Raw genomic sequence first — 16,601 nt, 5'->3', positions numbered from 1 at the left:
GATATTTTCTGAAAAATCAGCAGTGCTTGCGATATTGACTGCTGTGAATACTCTTTTTATTCATAAATGGAAAATAACATGGATAATGAAATCCGACTACGTGCTCTTGAGCAAACCGATCTTCGTTTTATTCACCAATTGAACAACAATAGATCAATCATGTCATATTGGTTTGAAGAACCGTATGAATCATATTACGAACTAGAAGACCTATTTCGTAAGCATATTCATGATAGTAATGAGCGTCGTTTTATCGCTGAAAATGCACAGCAACAATCAATTGGTTTAGTTGAATTAGTTGAAATTAACTCCATTCACCGTAATGCTGAATTTCAAATTATCATCGCACCAGATTTTCAAGGTTGTGGTTATGCGCGTGGATTAATCAATAAAGCCTTAAATTACGCATTTACTATTTTGAATTTACATAAAGTTTATTTGCACGTTGCGGTAAACAATGAAAAAGCGATTCATTTATATGAAAAATGTGGATTTGTTGAAGAAGGGCATTTGATTAAAGAGATTTTCGTAAATGGAGAATACAGTGACATTAAGCGCATGTATATTCTTCAAGATACATATATAAAGAACCGTAATAATTAATAGAAAAGGGCTTCTAATATTAGAAGCCCTTTTTATTTGCCAACCGTACGTTGTTATTTTATTAAGCTACGATAGCATCAACTTCTTCAGTTTTTACCGCTTCCATACGTTCACCGTAGATAGAGCGTAACTGACTAACAACATCTTCACGAGTAACTACGCCAACTAATTGATTGTTTTCAATCACAGGTAAGATACGTGGTTTAGAAACACGCATGTCACGAGCGCGGTCATTAATTGATAGTGTGCTGTAGCTAGTTGCAATGCCCATGTCTGTTGTTGGGTAAAGCTTTGGTTTATCAATCGCGTAGAACTCAGCTAGCTGCAGTAGTGTGTCTTTAGGTGAGATGCTTGTGATGTCTGTTTTCATTAAATCAGCAACAGTACGACCTTTTTCTGGTAGATAATCTTCACACCATAGTTCAACTAATACATCATGCTCAGAGAAGAAACCAACCACTTCACTATGACTGTTTACAACGATTGCACCTGAAAGATGGCGGTCTAATAGGTTATCCAGTGCAACTTCTACAGGCATTTCTGGTTGAAGAACGTAAGTGTTAACATCCATAAATTGATTTACTGTTTTGTTCGCGTTCATTTTGATCATTTCCTTAGAGTCAGATTCTGTAAATAGTGGTGTAATTTGTGATGTTTCTACTGCTTTTAATTGAGGGCGAGTGAAGATTGACCAGTAAGCCAAACCAACAAGACCAGCACCACCAACGATATTTCCTAACGTTACAGGGATTAAGTTCGCTGTAATAAAATTAACGATATTTAAGTCTGCGTATTGTTCAGGTGTTGCACCGACTGCAAGCCAAAACTCAGGCGGAGCAAGTTGTTGAATCGCAATACCTAAAGGAACCATAAACATGTTTGCAACACAGTGCTCAAAGCCACTACTAACAAACATTGCAACAGGTAAAATAACCATTACTGCTTTAGTGAGCATATTGGTTGAGCAGAAGGTTAACCACACAGCCAAACACACTAATAAATTACATAAAATACCCAGAGCAAATGCTTCTAGCGGTTGGTGATGCAATTTATGTTGAGCGATATTTAGCGCGTTCAAACCCCATTGACCACCGTCGTTTTGGTACATACCTGCTGAAACCACAAGAGCGAGTAATAAACCAGCACCAATAAAGTTACCGATATATACTTTTCCCCAGATCCCTAGCATTTTGCCAAAACTGATTTGTCTATTTGCTACAGCGATTGCTGATAAAACCGAGCTTGTAAATAATTCACCGCCACCGATAACAACTAGGATCAAACCTAAACTAAAAGCTAAGCCACCAGCAAAACGACTGATACCCCAACCAGTTTCTGTATTGCCTGTCGTTACCGTTGTATAGAAAATGAATGCTATCCCGATAAAGACACCAGCCATAATGGCTAAGCCAATTACCATGCTTGTTGGCTTCTTCGATTTAGCCAGTGCGTAATAAGCCGCTTGTTCCATCATTTCGCTGGGATTAAATTGTCCAGTTGTATTTGGACTGAGATTAGAACTCATTTGTCCTCCTTAAGTATTGGTTATAAAAATGCTTAAGGAATATGAGCTAACCCGTCTTGCTTAAGCCCAGTTAGATTATGAGCAAAAGTGTTTGGGGTAAAATTGATTGTTTTTAGGTTCTATATCAGTTTTCCTTATGAAACTAAAATGGTATGATTTACACAAAATAAGTTCTTATAAAAGAGATGGTTATGCGTTATTCATTAAAACAGTTGGCAGTTTTTGATGCAGTAGCGACAACAGGAAGCGTCAGTCAAGCGGCTGAATTATTGTCTTTGACTCAATCAGCTACCAGTATGTCGTTGTCGCAATTAGAAAAAATGTTGGGACGTTCATTATTTGAACGTCACGGAAAACGAATGGCGCTCACTCATTGGGGTGTATGGCTTCGGCCGAAAGCTAAAAAGCTGATTCATGATGCTCAACAAATCGAATTAGGCTTTTATGATCAGCATTTGATCAGTGGTGAAATATCATTAGGCGCGAGTCAAACCGCAGCAGAACACTTAGTTCCAAACCTTATCAGTAATATTGATAACGATTTCCCAGAAATTCGAATCTCCTTAGGAGTAAAAAACACCTCTGGTATTATTGAAGGGGTATTAGATTACAAATATGAACTAGGTATTATCGAAGGGCGTTGTGATGATAGTCGAATTCATCAAGAAGTCTTTTGTACCGACCATTTGATCATTGTTGCTGCGGCTCATCATCCTTTTGCTAAGCATGAAAAAGTCAGCTTAGCCCAATTAGAGCAAGCAAAATGGGTATTGCGTGAGCATGGTGCAGGAACTCGAACTATTTTTGATAGTGCCATTCATGGCAAAATTCCTGATTTAGACGTATGGCGTGAATACGAATACGTTCCAGTATTACGAACATTAGTAGCAAATGGACAATATTTAAGCTGTTTACCTTACTTAGATGTAGTGAAATACATTGAACGCGGTGAATTAGTCGCATTAAATGTACCTGAACTGAATATGGAAAGAACACTCTCATTTATCTGGCGTTCATCAATGGATCAAAACCCTATTAGTGATTGTATAAGAAGAGAGGGTATAAGAATGATTAAGAATCATAACGTTATACGATAAGTGATAAGAAAAATTAACTTCTTAGTTTGTTTGATATTTGTTATTCTCATTAAATAACCGTTATTTATTATATTTATTCTTAGGGATAGAAAAATATGCCAGCCTTATCAGTTTTATTGATGGATAGTTTCAACTACTTCAAAAAGCATTTTATTGCCTTTTGTATGCTTGTTCTTCCATTCGCGCTTATCACTAATGGGATAGCGTTAAGCTTTAATGAGAACGATGGTCCAGGTAAGTTTTTAGTATATATGCTATTTATTTTGACTATCTATCCTTTTTATAAAGGAGCTATTCTCTATTACATCGCTTATTCATTTGATGGAAGAAGAGTTCCATTTAGTCAGTTGTATCAAATACCAGCCAAAACATGGTTTTCGTTTGTATTGATGAACATGATTTTGGGATTAGCGATATTAATGGGATTCATGGCGCTTATTTTGCCTGGTTTGTATTTAATGGCACGTTTCTCATTTACGGAGATCTATTGTGTTCTTTATAAAGAAAATACAAATGATGCGATTAAATTGGGTTGGCATGATACAAAAGACAATTACTGGGTGTTATTTAAAGGCTTAGTTATTATTTTTGGTTTTACTACTGGTTTGATGTGGGCACTAGAATATGGACTTGGTTTAATTGGCCTACAATCGCCAGTATTGTCTTTCATTTTTTCTATTTCTGAAGTGGTTTTATCAATGATGAACACGATTTTTATCTTTAGAGTGTTTACAGTAAATACGACTAAACTAGAAGAAATCCAAGCTATTGAATAATTAATAGTTTTATCATTATGATTGATATAAACGGTCAACTTTATAAGGTTGACCGTTTTTTTATGTAAAATTATTAATGAGACAGCTGTTGCAAAAATGTTGCGACATGTTGGTTTGTACGAATCTTAGATGACATGATGTTTCGAAATGTAAGTTTAAATATCGGATTTAGGATGTTTCTATGAAGTTTCGACACAAAATTATTTTAGCTTTTTCAATTATTATGACAGTGACTTTGGCTCTATTAAGTACTGTTCAATACCTTAATATGAAAAAAGAAGTAGAGCATGAAGTTCAATCAAGTATTCATGAGATTGTTGATGGTGTACGCACAACGGTGAATTCAGAACTAGCGGGAAAAACGTTATTAGCCGAATACGTAACAGAAATTGCTCAAAGAGATTTGAACTCAAAAACGCTTGAGACAATCTTAAGCCAACCTCAAGTAAAAAAAGCGTTTGTACTTGCAGGCATCGGTTTTGAAGATGGACATGATTTTGTTAGTAATGATCCAACGTGGGATCCTCAAGGATATGATGCAAGAACTCGTGGTTGGTATATATCCGCAAAACAAAAAAATGGCACAATAATTACTGAACCTTACGAAGATGCCCTTACTGGAGAAATTCTGATTTCAATTGCAACGGCAGTAAAGTCAGATAATCAGTTTATTGGATCTATTTTTTTCGATTTGAGCTTAGGAAGTTTAGCTGAGTTAGTGAATCAAGTTGAACTATTTGATGCTGGATACTTATTTATTGTTGATAAGGCAGGAACCGTTATCGCTCATCCTGATAGCCAATACAATGGTCAATCTATGGCGTCATTCCTACCAAATATTCAATTAAACTCAAACTTACAAACAATAGAGATCAACGGGGCGACACACGATGTCTCATTTACCTCTATTGATGGCTATCCTTGGTCAATTGGTGTTGTTCTTGATGAAGGTAAAGTGTTTAAACAAATCAATGAATTAAAAAATGATTCATTAATATATTCAGTTGTTGCGATTATTGTTTCAATTGTTTTGATGCTGATGTTTATTACTCGTCTTATCCGTCCTGTTCAAACATTAAATTCTGCAATTCAGAACGTAGCATCAGGAGAAGCGGATTTAACACAGCGACTTGATACCAAAATTGATCCTGAATTCGCACCTCTAGCGAAAGGCTTTAATCAGTTTATTATTAATCTTCAAACTCAAGTAACAGAAACCAAAGCGTTAAGTCACCAATTAAATCAAGGGGCTCAGAAGATCTTAGTTGGTGCAAATGACTCCGAAACTGCAATGAATACACAGATGATGGAGTTAGAGCAACTGGCAACGGCCATGAATGAGATGGCTGCTACGTCGGTTGATGTGGCAGGAAACGTACAAAGTGCCGCTGAATATGCCAAAAAAGCGGACAGTGCAACCGAGCACGGTATGACGGTTGTAAATCAAACATCAGAAGAAATTACTGATCTATCAACGAACATTAATCAAGCTGTAGAAGAAGTTGGAAAACTAGAAAAAGCGACGGACAGCATTGGTACAATTTTACGTGTTATTAATGATATTGCAGAGCAAACAAACTTACTTGCTCTTAATGCGGCAATAGAATCAGCAAGAGCAGGAGAGGCCGGCCGCGGGTTTGCTGTTGTTGCTGATGAAGTAAGAACCCTCGCTAAGCGTACGCAAGAATCGACAACAGAAATAGCAACAATGATTGAACAATTGCAATCGGGAGCGGCGAGTGTTTCTTCTTCAATGCTAAGCAGTCAACAAAGAGCGGACTCTACCGTTGATAAAGCCAAGCAAACCGCTGAAGCATTAACTCAGATAAGAGAAACAATTCAACAAATTAATGATATGAATATTCATATAGCTTCTGCTGCTGAAGAGCAAAGCCATGTTGCTGAAGAAATAAATGGAAAGACTGTGAATATTAAAGATTTATCAGTATTGGTTCATGAGGCGGCACAAGGTGCTGCGGTTTCTATTAATGAACAGGTGAGTGTGGTTGAAAGCCAAGAAAGGATAATGAATAAGTTTACAGTGTAACTGACATATCGCTATCAATTAAATTGATATTAAAGCTCAAGAGTATTCTTGAGCTTTTTTAACTGCTTTACTTACGTTCCCAATAATTAAAGAGTTGGGAAAGCATAAAACAAAGAATGAAATAACAGAAAGCGACAACAATCCAAATTTCAAAAATCATACCGCTTGAATTTGCCATTTCAGTGCCAACAAACGTTAATTCCTGTATTGAAATTAAAGAGATAATAGAAGAATCTTTAACTAAAGAGATACATTGACCAGCTAAAGGTGGAATGATCACTTTAAATACTTGTGGAGCGATAATGTATCGATATCGATGCCAAGTTGATAATCCCAGTGTTTTTGCGGCTTCATGTTGGCCTTTAGGTATTGCATCCAACCCTGAACGAACGACCTCACCAATATAAGCGGCAGAGATCATGCCAATACACAATACTCCAGCTGTTAAGTTCTCCCACAGATTAGCAGAGCCAAAAAGGAACTGCTGTAGCAAATTAATATCACCAGAGTGTTCACGTAATAAGTTTTCAAGATCTAATAAAGGAACCAGTTGGTTAGCGATAAAAAAGTAAAATATAAAAATAAAGACCAAAGGTGGAATGTTTCTGATCAGTTGAATATAGCTATTTGATAACGCTCTAATCACAGTAAGATTTGAACGGCGTCCTAAGCCTAATAAGACACCGAAACAAATGGCAAAGAGCATCCCCCAAAACGTTAAACGTAGTGTTGAAAACAAACCATCAAAAAAGTAAGGGAGAGAACCATCTGCTTTTGGAGTAAATAAAAGCTGAATGGCTTTAGACCACTGCCAATGATAAGCCAAGGTACCACTGTCTTTAGTCAATAACCAAGTGGCGAACCCTACGATAATGATCAGTAATCCCCAATCTAATCGATTGAGCCTAAAGGATGCTCTTTGATACATGTTCTATTTCGCTGTTTGTGATTGCCAATCTAGGCTTGTAAACCAATAGTCGTAACGCTCTTTTAGCCAACCGTCATCGGTGCGAGCTTTGATCCACTCATCAAAATACGCTTTTTTATCTTCTTCACCTAAACGAACAGCAAAGGCTTCATTGCCTTGTGATAAACGCTCTTTAAATGGTAAGTAAAGAATATCAGCGTGTTTGAGTGTATCAAATTCTGGTTTAGGCGTTGATGCTGCTACGGCGTGAGCATTACCATTTAATACTTCTTGAAAGGCTTGTGCTTCATCATCAAATTGTAGAACTTTTGCTTTTGGAAAGTGTTCTTTGATAGCTGCAACGGTAATTGAACCACGGCGTGCTGCAAATTTTACGCGTCTTGAATTGAAGTCTTCACGAGTAAAGCCGTCCGTTAACTCTTTATTAGCAGCAACCTGTACACCTGAGTGTGAATAAGGAACAGTAAATAGAACACTTTTTGAACGTTCATCAGTAATCGTTAATCCACCAATAATGACGTCAAATTTACCAGAAATAAGAGAGGGAATAATACCATCCCAAGCTGTAGGAATGAACTCAATTTTCAAACCAGAGTCTTCAGCAAGACGTTTTGCCACATCGACTTCAAAACCAATTAGCTCACCTTGTTGATTTCTCATCGCCCATGGAACAAAAGTACTTAAACCTACTTTTAATGTACCACGCTCTTGAATTTTATCTAAATTGGGTGTGTTGTCGGTTGTCGTTGCGGCAAATGCTGAACTACTAAATAGTAAGCTTAATCCAAAAAACGAAAGTAATAGGTGCTTCATGCGAGTTGTTCTCCTTAGTGTGCGTTGTGCATTCTGTATTCTAGCCATGCTGATAAAGCAGAAAGGCTTAATGTTATCATTAAATAGATGGCGGCTACTGTAAACCAAATTTCAAATGGCATTGCTGTATCCGATACAATATTTCTTCCCTCAGTTGTAAGGTCAAAAATAGCCATTACACTGACTATAGAAGAGTTTTTAACTAAGGAAACTAATTCGTTGGTTAGTGAGGGTAAGGTTTTTCTAATTACTTGAGGTAAAACAACATATCGATAGCTGTTGAACTGAGAAAGACCTAATGTCTTACACGCTTCAAATTGTCCTTTAGGTAGATTGATTAAGCCTGAACGTAAGATTTCGGCTGTATATGCACCTTGAAACAAAGCCAAAGCTAAGACGGCGGTAGTGAAGCGATCTAACCCTAAAAAAGGGCCAAAAACGAAATACAATAAATAGATTTGAACCAATAATGGGGTATTACGGATCAACTCAATGTATAGCGTTGATATTGTTTTACCTACAATAGAGTTTGATAGACGCAATAATGCGGTAATCAGAGCAATAGTAAGTGTTGCAATCGCACTGATGGCGGATATTTTTAAAGTAACCAACAAACCTTCAATTAGTTCTGCAGGAAACCATTCAGCATCTTCATAAAAGAAAATGAAGTCAGGAACTCGATCCCATTGCCATTGATAGTTCATGGCTTGAGCACCACTGTCCAAAACCCAAAAAAGACCTAAACCAAGTAATAAGATCTGAAGAGTGGCAGAGAGAACAGGTGCAAAAATACGAGTAAAGTAATTCATCTTAATAGCTTAATATTTGGTTTAAAAAGCGCTGAGTTCGGGCGTGTTGTGGGGATTCAAAAAACTGGAGAGGCTCTGCAACCTCAACAATTTCACCTTCATCCATAAAAACGACTCTATCTGCTACTTTTTTGGCAAATCCCATTTCATGAGTAACACAAACCATTGTGATGCCTTCTTTAGCCAAATCCGACATTACATCAAGAACTTCACTGATCATTTCAGGATCAAGTGCAGAAGTTGGCTCATCAAATAGGAGAATTTTAGGCTCCATACACAATGAACGAGCAATAGCGACGCGTTGTTGTTGGCCGCCAGAAAGCTGTGATGGGTACTTATCAGCTTGTTCCGCGATATTGACGCGTTTTAAATACGTCAATGCACGCTCTTTTGCTTGAGCCTTAGAAAGCTTTAACGTTTTGATTGGAGATAGGGTTAGGTTTTCTAACACGGTTAAATGTGGGAAAAGATTAAAGTGTTGAAATACCATGCCAATTTTCCCTTTATCAAGGTGCTTTGGTGATAACACCTCATCAAAAAGTGAAAGCTGACCATTCTGGATGGATTCTAACGCATTAATGCAGCGAATAAGCGTAGATTTTCCTGATCCAGAAGGACCACAAATAACGACTTTTTCACCTTCTTGAATGGCTAAGTTGATATTTTTTAGCGCATGAAATTGGTCGTAAAATTTATCAACAGCTTCAAAAGTAATGACATTTGTTCTCTTTGTATTTTTAATCGTCACAATTAGTCCTTTCAGTTACTAGCCAAAGTTACTGTAACATATTCATTAAACTAAAGAAGTGATTCTTGTTTCTTTGATTGTTTATTACGCAAAAAATGAGGTTATGTGTGGTTCATGTCAAAAGAGGTATGAGTAGTAAGTTATATTAAATTAACCATTGCACAACAGAACAAGACACGTTACGTTAACAGAATGGAGAATAAAGATGCAGGAAGATAACCTGTATAACAGAGATGGAAGAATAAGCAATGTATCAAACTGATGATGTACGAATTAAACAAGTAAAAGAACTTTTACCGCCTGTTGCTGTACTAGAAAAATTTCCGACAACTGAAACTGCTGCTAAAACGGTGTTTCAGTCTCGTCAAGCTATTCATAATATTCTTCAAGGTGAGGATGACCGTCTTTTAGTAATTATAGGACCATGTTCTATTCATGATCCAAAAGCGGCACTAGAGTATGGTGAAAAGCTAAAAGTATTGCGTGATGAGTTGGGTGATCGTTTAGAAGTTGTGATGCGTGTTTATTTTGAAAAACCGCGTACGACAGTTGGATGGAAAGGGTTAATCAATGACCCTTATATGGATGATTCATTTAAATTGAATGATGGCCTACGTATTGGTCGTAAATTGTTGCTTGATCTAACGGATATGGGATTGCCAACAGCGGGTGAATTTTTAGATATGATCACTCCGCAATACATGGGTGATCTAATTAGTTGGGGAGCAATTGGTGCTCGTACAACCGAATCTCAAGTTCACCGTGAGCTGTCTTCTGGTCTTTCATGCCCTGTAGGGTTTAAAAACGGTACTGATGGTAATATCAAGATTGCAACGGATGCGATTCGTTCAGCTGGTTCATCACACCACTTTTTATCAGTAACGAAATATGGTCATTCTGCAATCGTAGAAACAGCAGGTAATCCTGACTGTCATATCATTCTTCGTGGTGGTAAAGAGCCGAACTACAGCGCAGATCATGTTAAACCTGTTAAAGAGCAACTTGCTGCTTCTGGTTTACCGCAAAAAGTGATGATTGATTTCAGCCATGCAAACAGTTCAAAAGACTTTAAACGTCAAATGGTTGTTGCTGATGATGTTTGTGGTCAAATTTCAGGTGGTGAAGATGCTGTATTCGGTGTCATGATTGAAAGCCATTTAGTAGAAGGTCGCCAAGATTTAGTTAATGGCAAAGTAGAAACGTATGGTCAATCGATTACAGATGCTTGTATTGGTTGGGATGATACCGAAAAAGTACTTCGTCAATTAGCTGATTCAGTAACGGCACGACGTAACAAATAAGAGTTCTTTACAAAATATCAACGCCAACAGTATATGCTGTTGGCGTTTTTTTATCCTTGTCCTTTTGCCATTGTAACCGTACGTTTTAATGTCCACCGTAGTAATAAAGGAATACTCTCAGGTCCCATCTCTTCACAGTGCTCCACAATAGCTAATGCGACATCCGGTTTTGCGTATTTTTTTAACGTTTTTACTATGATCTTTTTAGGTGGAACAGGTTGATCGGCTGAAATATTTGACAGTGTTCTGAATAACTCTTCAAAACCGTGATGATATAAATAATGCTCAATATCTTTATGTGGTAGTTCTGTTAAACGGTGACGCTCGTGCTCGTTTTCGAGCTGACTTTTTACTGCAAAGGCGTATTTCTTCCCGGCAGGATCACCATCAGTAACCACATGCCACTCAATATGAAGTGCTTTGGCCATTTTTATTAATGATTTTAATCCTGATTGAGCAAACTCTATGATTTGTACCCCTTCAGCGGCAAGGTTATAACCAAGAATTCGAGCCATTTCGTTAAATAACCATACTTCAGTTTCACCTTCAACAAGTAGCCAACAACGAGCAAATAAAGCATTAGAGCGCTGAAATCGAATATGAAACGTAATTCGACGCAAATCATCACGAGATAAACTCGTTGGGGTTAAGGCGTAACTAGAGGTGGAATCAGATTCTCTAACTAAACGTCTTATGGATGATAATGGAACGGCGCTAAGCAATTCACTACTGTTTGTCGTGAGGATTTTTTGCATGGGAATATGATTAAGTAATGTCCATGCTTGAATTAATTGTGTTGGGTGAAGTCGTCCTTCTGGATCTTCTACAATCATGACTGGTCGCGCCGATTGTTTTAATGTATTTGGTCCTTTTGCTCGTAAGTAGGTATTAAGTAAACCCAATAATAATAATTTAGTCTGTTTGCTTTGATTTTGATTTACAAATTGGTTTAAAGAAACGCCTTCCGCTTTTTGCCCAAAGAATAAATCATCACGCACTTTATGTTGACCATGTCGTCTATGATTTCTAAAAGAAAAGTAATGATCAACGAGAGATTGCATTGATTGTAAGGCACTTTTTATTTCGCCACTATTTACTTGCCCAGGAGCCGTTAATAGGCGTCGACAGGTATTATTAATTCGTCGCTCAATTCGATCATCGGGAACGTGATCAGTAAAAGGACCAGGGCTAAGTCGGCGTGAGTCTCGGATCCGAATGACAGGGTGTAACTTGATGAGCTCATAAACCAAGCATTCGATACGGTGATAACGCAACACATTACCATCTTTATTTAAAAATGAGCTTGAAGAGGTTATCTTTCCGTCATTATTTGTTGCACTTACACGGTAGTAAATACGTTGTGTATTGCTATTTGCATCATGTTGCCACAGTGAGGAGAGCTTTCTATAACGGCCCGCTTTATGCTCATTTTTTTCTGTGGTTTGCCAAGTAATAATGATTTGAATGTGTTGGTCTTGAGTATATGAAATAGAGTGGTCTTGGTGAAAATCTTTAAGTGTAAATTGATGTAATTCGCCTGAAATGGGCAGGGCAATAGAAAGCGCATCAAGCAATGATGACTTGCCCCATGTATTTTCGCCTATCAAAGTGGTGAGTTGTTCAAAAGAAAGTGATAAGCGTTTAATGCCTCGAAATCCTGAAACTTCTATTCGTTCTAAGAGCATATGACTTCCTCATCAGATACTTGTATAAATAACTATATAGCATGTAACGAGAGTAAAGCATTATGGATATCACAATTATAGAATTGATTTTTTTGAATAAATTTCTTTGAGAGTGCAATTTTCTTTATCGTTCAAAAACGAAAGAGAACAATAAGTGATATGATAGCTGCAGATTGTTTGATGAAGCTTGCGCAATTGAGTTTTAAGGCTTCGAAAAGGGAAAGAAGATGAGTGATAAGCAAAGCAATAAATTAAGAGTTATGCATATTAATGATACGCACTCTTATTTTGATGAATCTGTAATTGCTTTGAATTGTGAAAGCGTTGATAAATTTTATATAAAGTGTGGTGGCTTTTCTCGATTATCACACCAAATGACTTTACTTAGTAATGAAATGAAAGCAAAAGGTGGCGATGTTGCTACTTATCATGCTGGAGATTGTTTTCAAGGAACACTCTACTTTTCTCTGTATAAAGGCAAGGCCAATGCGGAGTTGCTTAACCAATTACCGTTAGATGGTATGGTACTTGGTAATCATGAATTTGATTTAGGAAATGAATTAGTTAGTCATTTTGTCTCTCAGGTTAACTTTCCAATTTTAATGGGAAACTGGGATTTGAGTGAAGAAGACCAAAGCAAAGGTCAAAAATTAAAATACCAAGATAATGTGTTGTCTTACGATACTGAGCGTGAGATAGCCAATTATATGATTAAACATGCAGGCAATGTCGATATTGCAGTATTTGGTTTAACCATAGATAAAATGGACGTATTGGCAAGCCCGGATCCAGATACACCATTTTTGAGTGCGATTGAAACTGCAAAAAAAACCATTGAATATTTAAAAGTAAATGGAATTAACAATGTCATTATTATTAGTCATTTGGGATATGACGCTGATAAACAACTCGCAGAATCTATCTCAGAGATAGATCTTATCATTGGTGGACATAGTCATGTATTGCAAGGGGATTTTGCTGATATTGGCTTAGAAACTATCGCGTCATATGGTGAGAAGGTGAATAACACCTACATCGTCCAAGCTGGTTGTCATGCTTTAGCGCTAGGTTATTGTGATTTAGAGTATTCAGATAGTGGTGAGTTAATTTCGTTTAATGGGCGAAATATGTTGCTATTAGACGATATTGCTTATCAGGATAAAGCTTGTGAAGCGCCTGTTGATGACGGAAAACAAAAAGTGATATACAACACCTTGAATGAATTTATAGGTGCTGAATTTTGTTCAAAAGACCAAAAAATTGAAGAGTTACTGATCGAGAAATACCGAGGTGAGGTTGTACGACTATCTCAGCAGGTTATTGGACACAGTTCGATGGATTTAGCTCATCATAGAGTGCCAAATGAGAAAGGACAAAGTGATATTGCCCCTTGGGTTGTTGAGGCTTTTTATTCTAAAGCGCATCAAGTCGACAGTAGAGTACAGTTTGCTATGCATAATGCCGGTGGAGTTCGGTCTGGTTTAAATCAGGGAGCTATCACATATGCCGATATTGCCGGAAAAGTTTTGCCATTTGCTATTCCAATTGTCATTTATAGTATCAAAGGCAAATACCTTAAAGCCGCTATTGAAGGCGCAATAGATAATGCGACTAACAATGGGGTGATAGGAAGTGGGTCTGGAAGCTTTCCTTATGTATCACAGTTAAGTTATCAATATGAAGCGTGTAATCCTACTGGTCAGCGTATTACCGAGTTTGAAATATTTAACTCAGCTTCTGGGTGGGTTCCTGTATTAGATGAGCAAATATATTATGGAACATCAACAGCTTATACAATAAAAGGGAAGGAAGGTTACGCACCTTTACTGAATAAAGAAGATGAAGTAATAACAACCAACCTTTCAATGGCTGATTGCTTCATTGATTATTTAATGCATTACCCTAATTTAACAAAACCTAAGATGACACTAAATCGATATAATAAAAATAGTACAGCTATTATTTAGTGGCATGCTAATTGCTAATAAATAACTGAGATGAGTTGTACAGTTTTATAGGTAATAGCATGGACAGTGATTGGTCAGACAAATTGCTAGTCGTAAGCTGGGTGTTCGCTTGGGCATTAATTGTTTACTTCGTCCCTTTTGCAGGGTGACATTTAAAAGGCTTTCTAATTAATTAGGAAGCCTTTTTTATTCGCGTTAATAAAACTTATCCTTTAAGGATGATATAAAAGTTATTATTGTCATATTTAGGTTAGTTTAAATTGTTTGAATTATGTTAATTTGATTTTTTATTCATTGGATCATATTAATTGCCACATTTATATGCGCTAATTTTAACTATTGATTGCTGTAATTTTTACATTAGAAAAACTAATATTACATTGAAGAAAAAGTCATTTTTTGACCAGTAAATTAAGCTTTATTATGCGCTCATTGAAATTGATTAATTTAAGTGAGGCAATCATGGCACAAGCAGCAATGAACGTTAATAACATCGCTACTTCTTCACAAAAGAAGGCCTATTCAGTAAGTATCAAAGGATTGATTGCTCATCTTGTGGATGTTTTGTTTGGTAAAGATCAAACTGTATCTGCACAATATACATCTGAATTATCAGAGCACTTACAAAAAGATTTAGGTCTTTATCGTTAAGATATAGATGAAAGGAAAAAGCTAGCAGATGCGCTAGCTTTTTTTATATCTGAATAAAGGTTATTGCTTAATAAGAGCATACCTTATTTTTCCCTGAGCGTTTTGCTTGATAAAGTGCTTTGTCTGCTCGAAGAAACGTAGCTTTATGATCTTCTTTATTTCTATTTCGTGTTAACCCGATACTTACGGTAATAGAGCGATCATTAAGTGTTTCTTGCCAGTCGTAATTTGCAATTTCTGAACGGCATTTTTCGGCGATTTTTTTCCCATGTTCAAGGTCGCTAGAAGGAATAATAAGAAGAAACTCTTCACCGCCATATCGTAGTGTATAATGCGAAGATGAAACCGAGTTTTGTAAAATCTTACCGACTAGTTTTAATACAATATCGCCTTTTAAATGGGAATATTCATCATTTATTGATTTAAAATCATCGATATCAATAACCAATAACTGATAGTGTTTAACCGTTGGTAATATCTCTTTTATAAAGGTAGATTCAAACCATCGACGATTGTATAGCTTAGTTAAACTGTCATGAAATACGTCTTGCTGTAATTTGGCTACTGTATCTTTTTGTTGGTCAGATACTTTTTTTAATTTTAAGTTTTCAGTTTCAGAAATATTTAAGCGTAATTGAAGTTCTAATCGAGTTAATCGTCTTAAAGAGTGACCACCAAGCTCATTAATCGGGAAATTTTTAATTATTTCTACAGTTAATTGCTGTGCTTTTTTTTCACATTCAAGCGCAAGAGCAAAGTGTTTACAACTTGCCAGAGCATCGCTTTTCACTTCAAGTAATTGGCGAATATAGTAACCATAAGAGTATTTTATTGTTCGCTTTAATTGATGTGAAATGATCACATCCGCAATTTCTCCACGCTGTTGCTTAATAAGACAGTAGGCTGATTCAACAGCAAATAATTTATTTAACCAAGGAAAAGAGTGTTGGTCGCTATACTCTTGTCGATATTGTATTAGTAGGTTAAGTGCGGTTTCAGGATAATTTTTAAGACGCAATAATTTTGCAGAATAAAGCAATACTTGCGCTGTTAATTGGGGATCATCAGAAACGTATTTTAAAGCATAACACTCATCGAGAAGCTCTTTAGCTTTGGAAAGCCTTTTTAAATCGAGAAGACAAGCAATCATGTAAAGCCGGTAACGAAGCGAGAGATTATTGCTATTAATACTGTTGCTTAACGCTTCTAACTTTTGGTAATAGCGCAGTGCCTTCAAATGATCGCCATAAATAGAGCATAGATTTCCGATCCCCAAAATAGCTTGTATATAAAACTCATTATCACCATATTCTACGGCGAGTTCAGAAAGCGAATGAAGGTATTTTAAGGCTTTTTGGTATTGTCCAATGTCAGTATAACGATAACTTAATGCTGAATATATTTGCAACATTAATTCGATGTCTTTGGATGGGTCTAACAGTAACAAAGCACGATGCAAATGTTGGATGCTGTTTGCCAGGTTATTGAATTCGACTTCATACTCAGAACTCATTAACAGAGCATATGCTTTTTCGGTTTTTGTTTCAGCGAAGTTGTCTACAATATATAACCAAAACTCTAGGCATTGGTGTGTATTTAGCTCTAATAAATTAATGTTATTTTCAGCTATTCGATTTAAAAGACTGTCCAT

At 36.6% G+C, this 16,601-nt stretch carries 14 protein-coding genes; 7 read left to right on the top strand and 7 right to left on the bottom strand.

Going from position 1 to position 16,601, the window contains the following annotated elements:
- Nucleotides 1–78 precede the first annotated feature (78 nt).
- The gene (gene speG / locus AVFI_RS19540) at nucleotides 79–603 is read left to right on the top strand and encodes a spermidine N1-acetyltransferase (RefSeq protein ID WP_005422431.1); all 525 of its coding nucleotides are present in this window, start codon (nucleotides 79–81) and stop codon (nucleotides 601–603) included.
- Between the two features lie 61 nt (nucleotides 604–664).
- Here the strand turns inward: speG and focA are convergent, their stop codons facing one another.
- The gene (focA, locus tag AVFI_RS19535; RefSeq protein ID WP_054775798.1) at nucleotides 665–2,128 is read right to left on the bottom strand and encodes a formate transporter FocA; all 1,464 of its coding nucleotides are present in this window, start codon (nucleotides 2,126–2,128) and stop codon (nucleotides 665–667) included.
- A gap of 191 nt (nucleotides 2,129–2,319) precedes the next feature.
- Here focA and AVFI_RS19530 point away from each other — a divergent pair, with 191 nt between their 5' ends.
- From AVFI_RS19530 to AVFI_RS19520, 3 genes are all read left to right on the top strand, one after another.
- The gene (locus AVFI_RS19530; RefSeq protein WP_005422439.1) at nucleotides 2,320–3,225 is read left to right on the top strand and encodes a LysR substrate-binding domain-containing protein; all 906 of its coding nucleotides are present in this window, start codon (nucleotides 2,320–2,322) and stop codon (nucleotides 3,223–3,225) included.
- A gap of 95 nt (nucleotides 3,226–3,320) precedes the next feature.
- Nucleotides 3,321–4,001 carry a membrane protein gene (locus AVFI_RS19525; RefSeq protein WP_012535646.1) on the top strand — a complete coding sequence of 227 codons (681 nt, stop codon included), beginning with the start codon at nucleotides 3,321–3,323 and terminating at the stop codon, nucleotides 3,999–4,001.
- A 181-nt stretch (nucleotides 4,002–4,182) separates the two neighbouring features.
- The gene (locus tag AVFI_RS19520; protein ID WP_065622356.1) at nucleotides 4,183–6,048 is read left to right on the top strand and encodes a methyl-accepting chemotaxis protein; all 1,866 of its coding nucleotides are present in this window, start codon (nucleotides 4,183–4,185) and stop codon (nucleotides 6,046–6,048) included.
- Between the two features lie 67 nt (nucleotides 6,049–6,115).
- On the opposite strand, the gene AVFI_RS19515 is transcribed toward AVFI_RS19520, so the two are convergent.
- Genes AVFI_RS19515 through AVFI_RS19500 form a run of 4 tightly spaced genes read right to left on the bottom strand, consistent with a single transcriptional unit; the run spans nucleotide 6,116 to nucleotide 9,346 of the window.
- Entirely contained in the window at nucleotides 6,116–6,976 is an 861-nt protein-coding gene (locus AVFI_RS19515; RefSeq protein WP_155662653.1) for an amino acid ABC transporter permease, read from the bottom strand.
- A gap of 3 nt (nucleotides 6,977–6,979) precedes the next feature.
- Nucleotides 6,980–7,789 (bottom strand): transporter substrate-binding domain-containing protein, encoded by an 810-nt coding sequence (locus tag AVFI_RS19510; protein WP_012535544.1) that lies wholly within the window; start codon nucleotides 7,787–7,789, stop codon nucleotides 6,980–6,982.
- Nucleotides 7,790–7,803: 14 nt separating this feature from the next.
- On the bottom strand, nucleotides 7,804–8,598 hold the full coding sequence (locus AVFI_RS19505) for an amino acid ABC transporter permease (RefSeq protein ID WP_155662652.1): 795 nt from the start codon (nucleotides 8,596–8,598) through the stop codon (nucleotides 7,804–7,806).
- Nucleotide 8,599: 1 nt separating this feature from the next.
- Complete coding sequence (locus AVFI_RS19500) at nucleotides 8,600–9,346, bottom strand: amino acid ABC transporter ATP-binding protein (RefSeq protein WP_017020237.1); 747 nt, start codon at nucleotides 9,344–9,346, stop codon at nucleotides 8,600–8,602.
- A gap of 248 nt (nucleotides 9,347–9,594) precedes the next feature.
- Here AVFI_RS19500 and aroG point away from each other — a divergent pair, with 248 nt between their 5' ends.
- The gene (gene aroG, locus AVFI_RS19495) at nucleotides 9,595–10,647 is read left to right on the top strand and encodes a 3-deoxy-7-phosphoheptulonate synthase AroG (protein ID WP_012535487.1); all 1,053 of its coding nucleotides are present in this window, start codon (nucleotides 9,595–9,597) and stop codon (nucleotides 10,645–10,647) included.
- A gap of 50 nt (nucleotides 10,648–10,697) precedes the next feature.
- On the opposite strand, the gene AVFI_RS19490 is transcribed toward aroG, so the two are convergent.
- A complete protein-coding gene (locus tag AVFI_RS19490) occupies nucleotides 10,698–12,332 on the bottom strand; it encodes an ATP-dependent endonuclease (protein ID WP_065621864.1) in 1,635 nt (544 codons plus the stop codon).
- Nucleotides 12,333–12,559: 227 nt separating this feature from the next.
- Here AVFI_RS19490 and AVFI_RS19485 point away from each other — a divergent pair, with 227 nt between their 5' ends.
- Nucleotides 12,560–14,299 carry a bifunctional metallophosphatase/5'-nucleotidase gene (locus AVFI_RS19485; protein WP_155662651.1) on the top strand — a complete coding sequence of 580 codons (1,740 nt, stop codon included), beginning with the start codon at nucleotides 12,560–12,562 and terminating at the stop codon, nucleotides 14,297–14,299.
- 462 nt (nucleotides 14,300–14,761) lie between these two features.
- On the top strand, nucleotides 14,762–14,950 hold the full coding sequence (locus AVFI_RS19480) for a hypothetical protein (protein ID WP_011263276.1): 189 nt from the start codon (nucleotides 14,762–14,764) through the stop codon (nucleotides 14,948–14,950).
- A gap of 67 nt (nucleotides 14,951–15,017) precedes the next feature.
- Here AVFI_RS19480 and AVFI_RS19475 read toward each other — a convergent pair whose 3' ends face one another.
- Nucleotides 15,018–16,601 (bottom strand): GGDEF domain-containing protein, encoded by a 1,584-nt coding sequence (locus AVFI_RS19475; protein ID WP_054775800.1) that lies wholly within the window; start codon nucleotides 16,599–16,601, stop codon nucleotides 15,018–15,020.

The sequence above is a fragment of the Aliivibrio fischeri ATCC 7744 = JCM 18803 = DSM 507 genome (assembly GCF_023983475.1).
GTDB classification, from domain to species: Bacteria; Pseudomonadota; Gammaproteobacteria; order Enterobacterales; family Vibrionaceae; genus Aliivibrio; species Aliivibrio fischeri.
The sequence above is the reverse complement of the archived record's forward strand: the minus strand, read 5'-3'. Positions and strand labels throughout refer to the sequence as shown.

What these genes read in the sequence shown, in the direction of transcription:
- AVFI_RS19520 (WP_065622356.1), top strand. Translation starts at nt 4,183, where the DNA reads ATGAAGTTTCGACACAAAATTATTTTAGCTTTTTCAATTATTATGACA.
- AVFI_RS19475 (WP_054775800.1), bottom strand. Translation starts at nt 16,601, where the DNA reads ATGGACAGTCTTTTAAATCGAATAGCTGAAAATAACATTAATTTATTA.
- AVFI_RS19525 (WP_012535646.1), top strand. Translation starts at nt 3,321, where the DNA reads ATGCCAGCCTTATCAGTTTTATTGATGGATAGTTTCAACTACTTCAAA.
- AVFI_RS19480 (WP_011263276.1), top strand. Translation starts at nt 14,762, where the DNA reads ATGGCACAAGCAGCAATGAACGTTAATAACATCGCTACTTCTTCACAA.
- aroG (WP_012535487.1), top strand. Translation starts at nt 9,595, where the DNA reads ATGTATCAAACTGATGATGTACGAATTAAACAAGTAAAAGAACTTTTA.
- AVFI_RS19490 (WP_065621864.1), bottom strand. Translation starts at nt 12,332, where the DNA reads ATGCTCTTAGAACGAATAGAAGTTTCAGGATTTCGAGGCATTAAACGC.
- AVFI_RS19530 (WP_005422439.1), top strand. Translation starts at nt 2,320, where the DNA reads ATGCGTTATTCATTAAAACAGTTGGCAGTTTTTGATGCAGTAGCGACA.
- AVFI_RS19505 (WP_155662652.1), bottom strand. Translation starts at nt 8,598, where the DNA reads ATGAATTACTTTACTCGTATTTTTGCACCTGTTCTCTCTGCCACTCTT.
- AVFI_RS19485 (WP_155662651.1), top strand. Translation starts at nt 12,560, where the DNA reads ATGAGTGATAAGCAAAGCAATAAATTAAGAGTTATGCATATTAATGAT.
- AVFI_RS19510 (WP_012535544.1), bottom strand. Translation starts at nt 7,789, where the DNA reads ATGAAGCACCTATTACTTTCGTTTTTTGGATTAAGCTTACTATTTAGT.
- focA (WP_054775798.1), bottom strand. Translation starts at nt 2,128, where the DNA reads ATGAGTTCTAATCTCAGTCCAAATACAACTGGACAATTTAATCCCAGC.
- speG (WP_005422431.1), top strand. Translation starts at nt 79, where the DNA reads ATGGATAATGAAATCCGACTACGTGCTCTTGAGCAAACCGATCTTCGT.
- AVFI_RS19515 (WP_155662653.1), bottom strand. Translation starts at nt 6,976, where the DNA reads ATGTATCAAAGAGCATCCTTTAGGCTCAATCGATTAGATTGGGGATTA.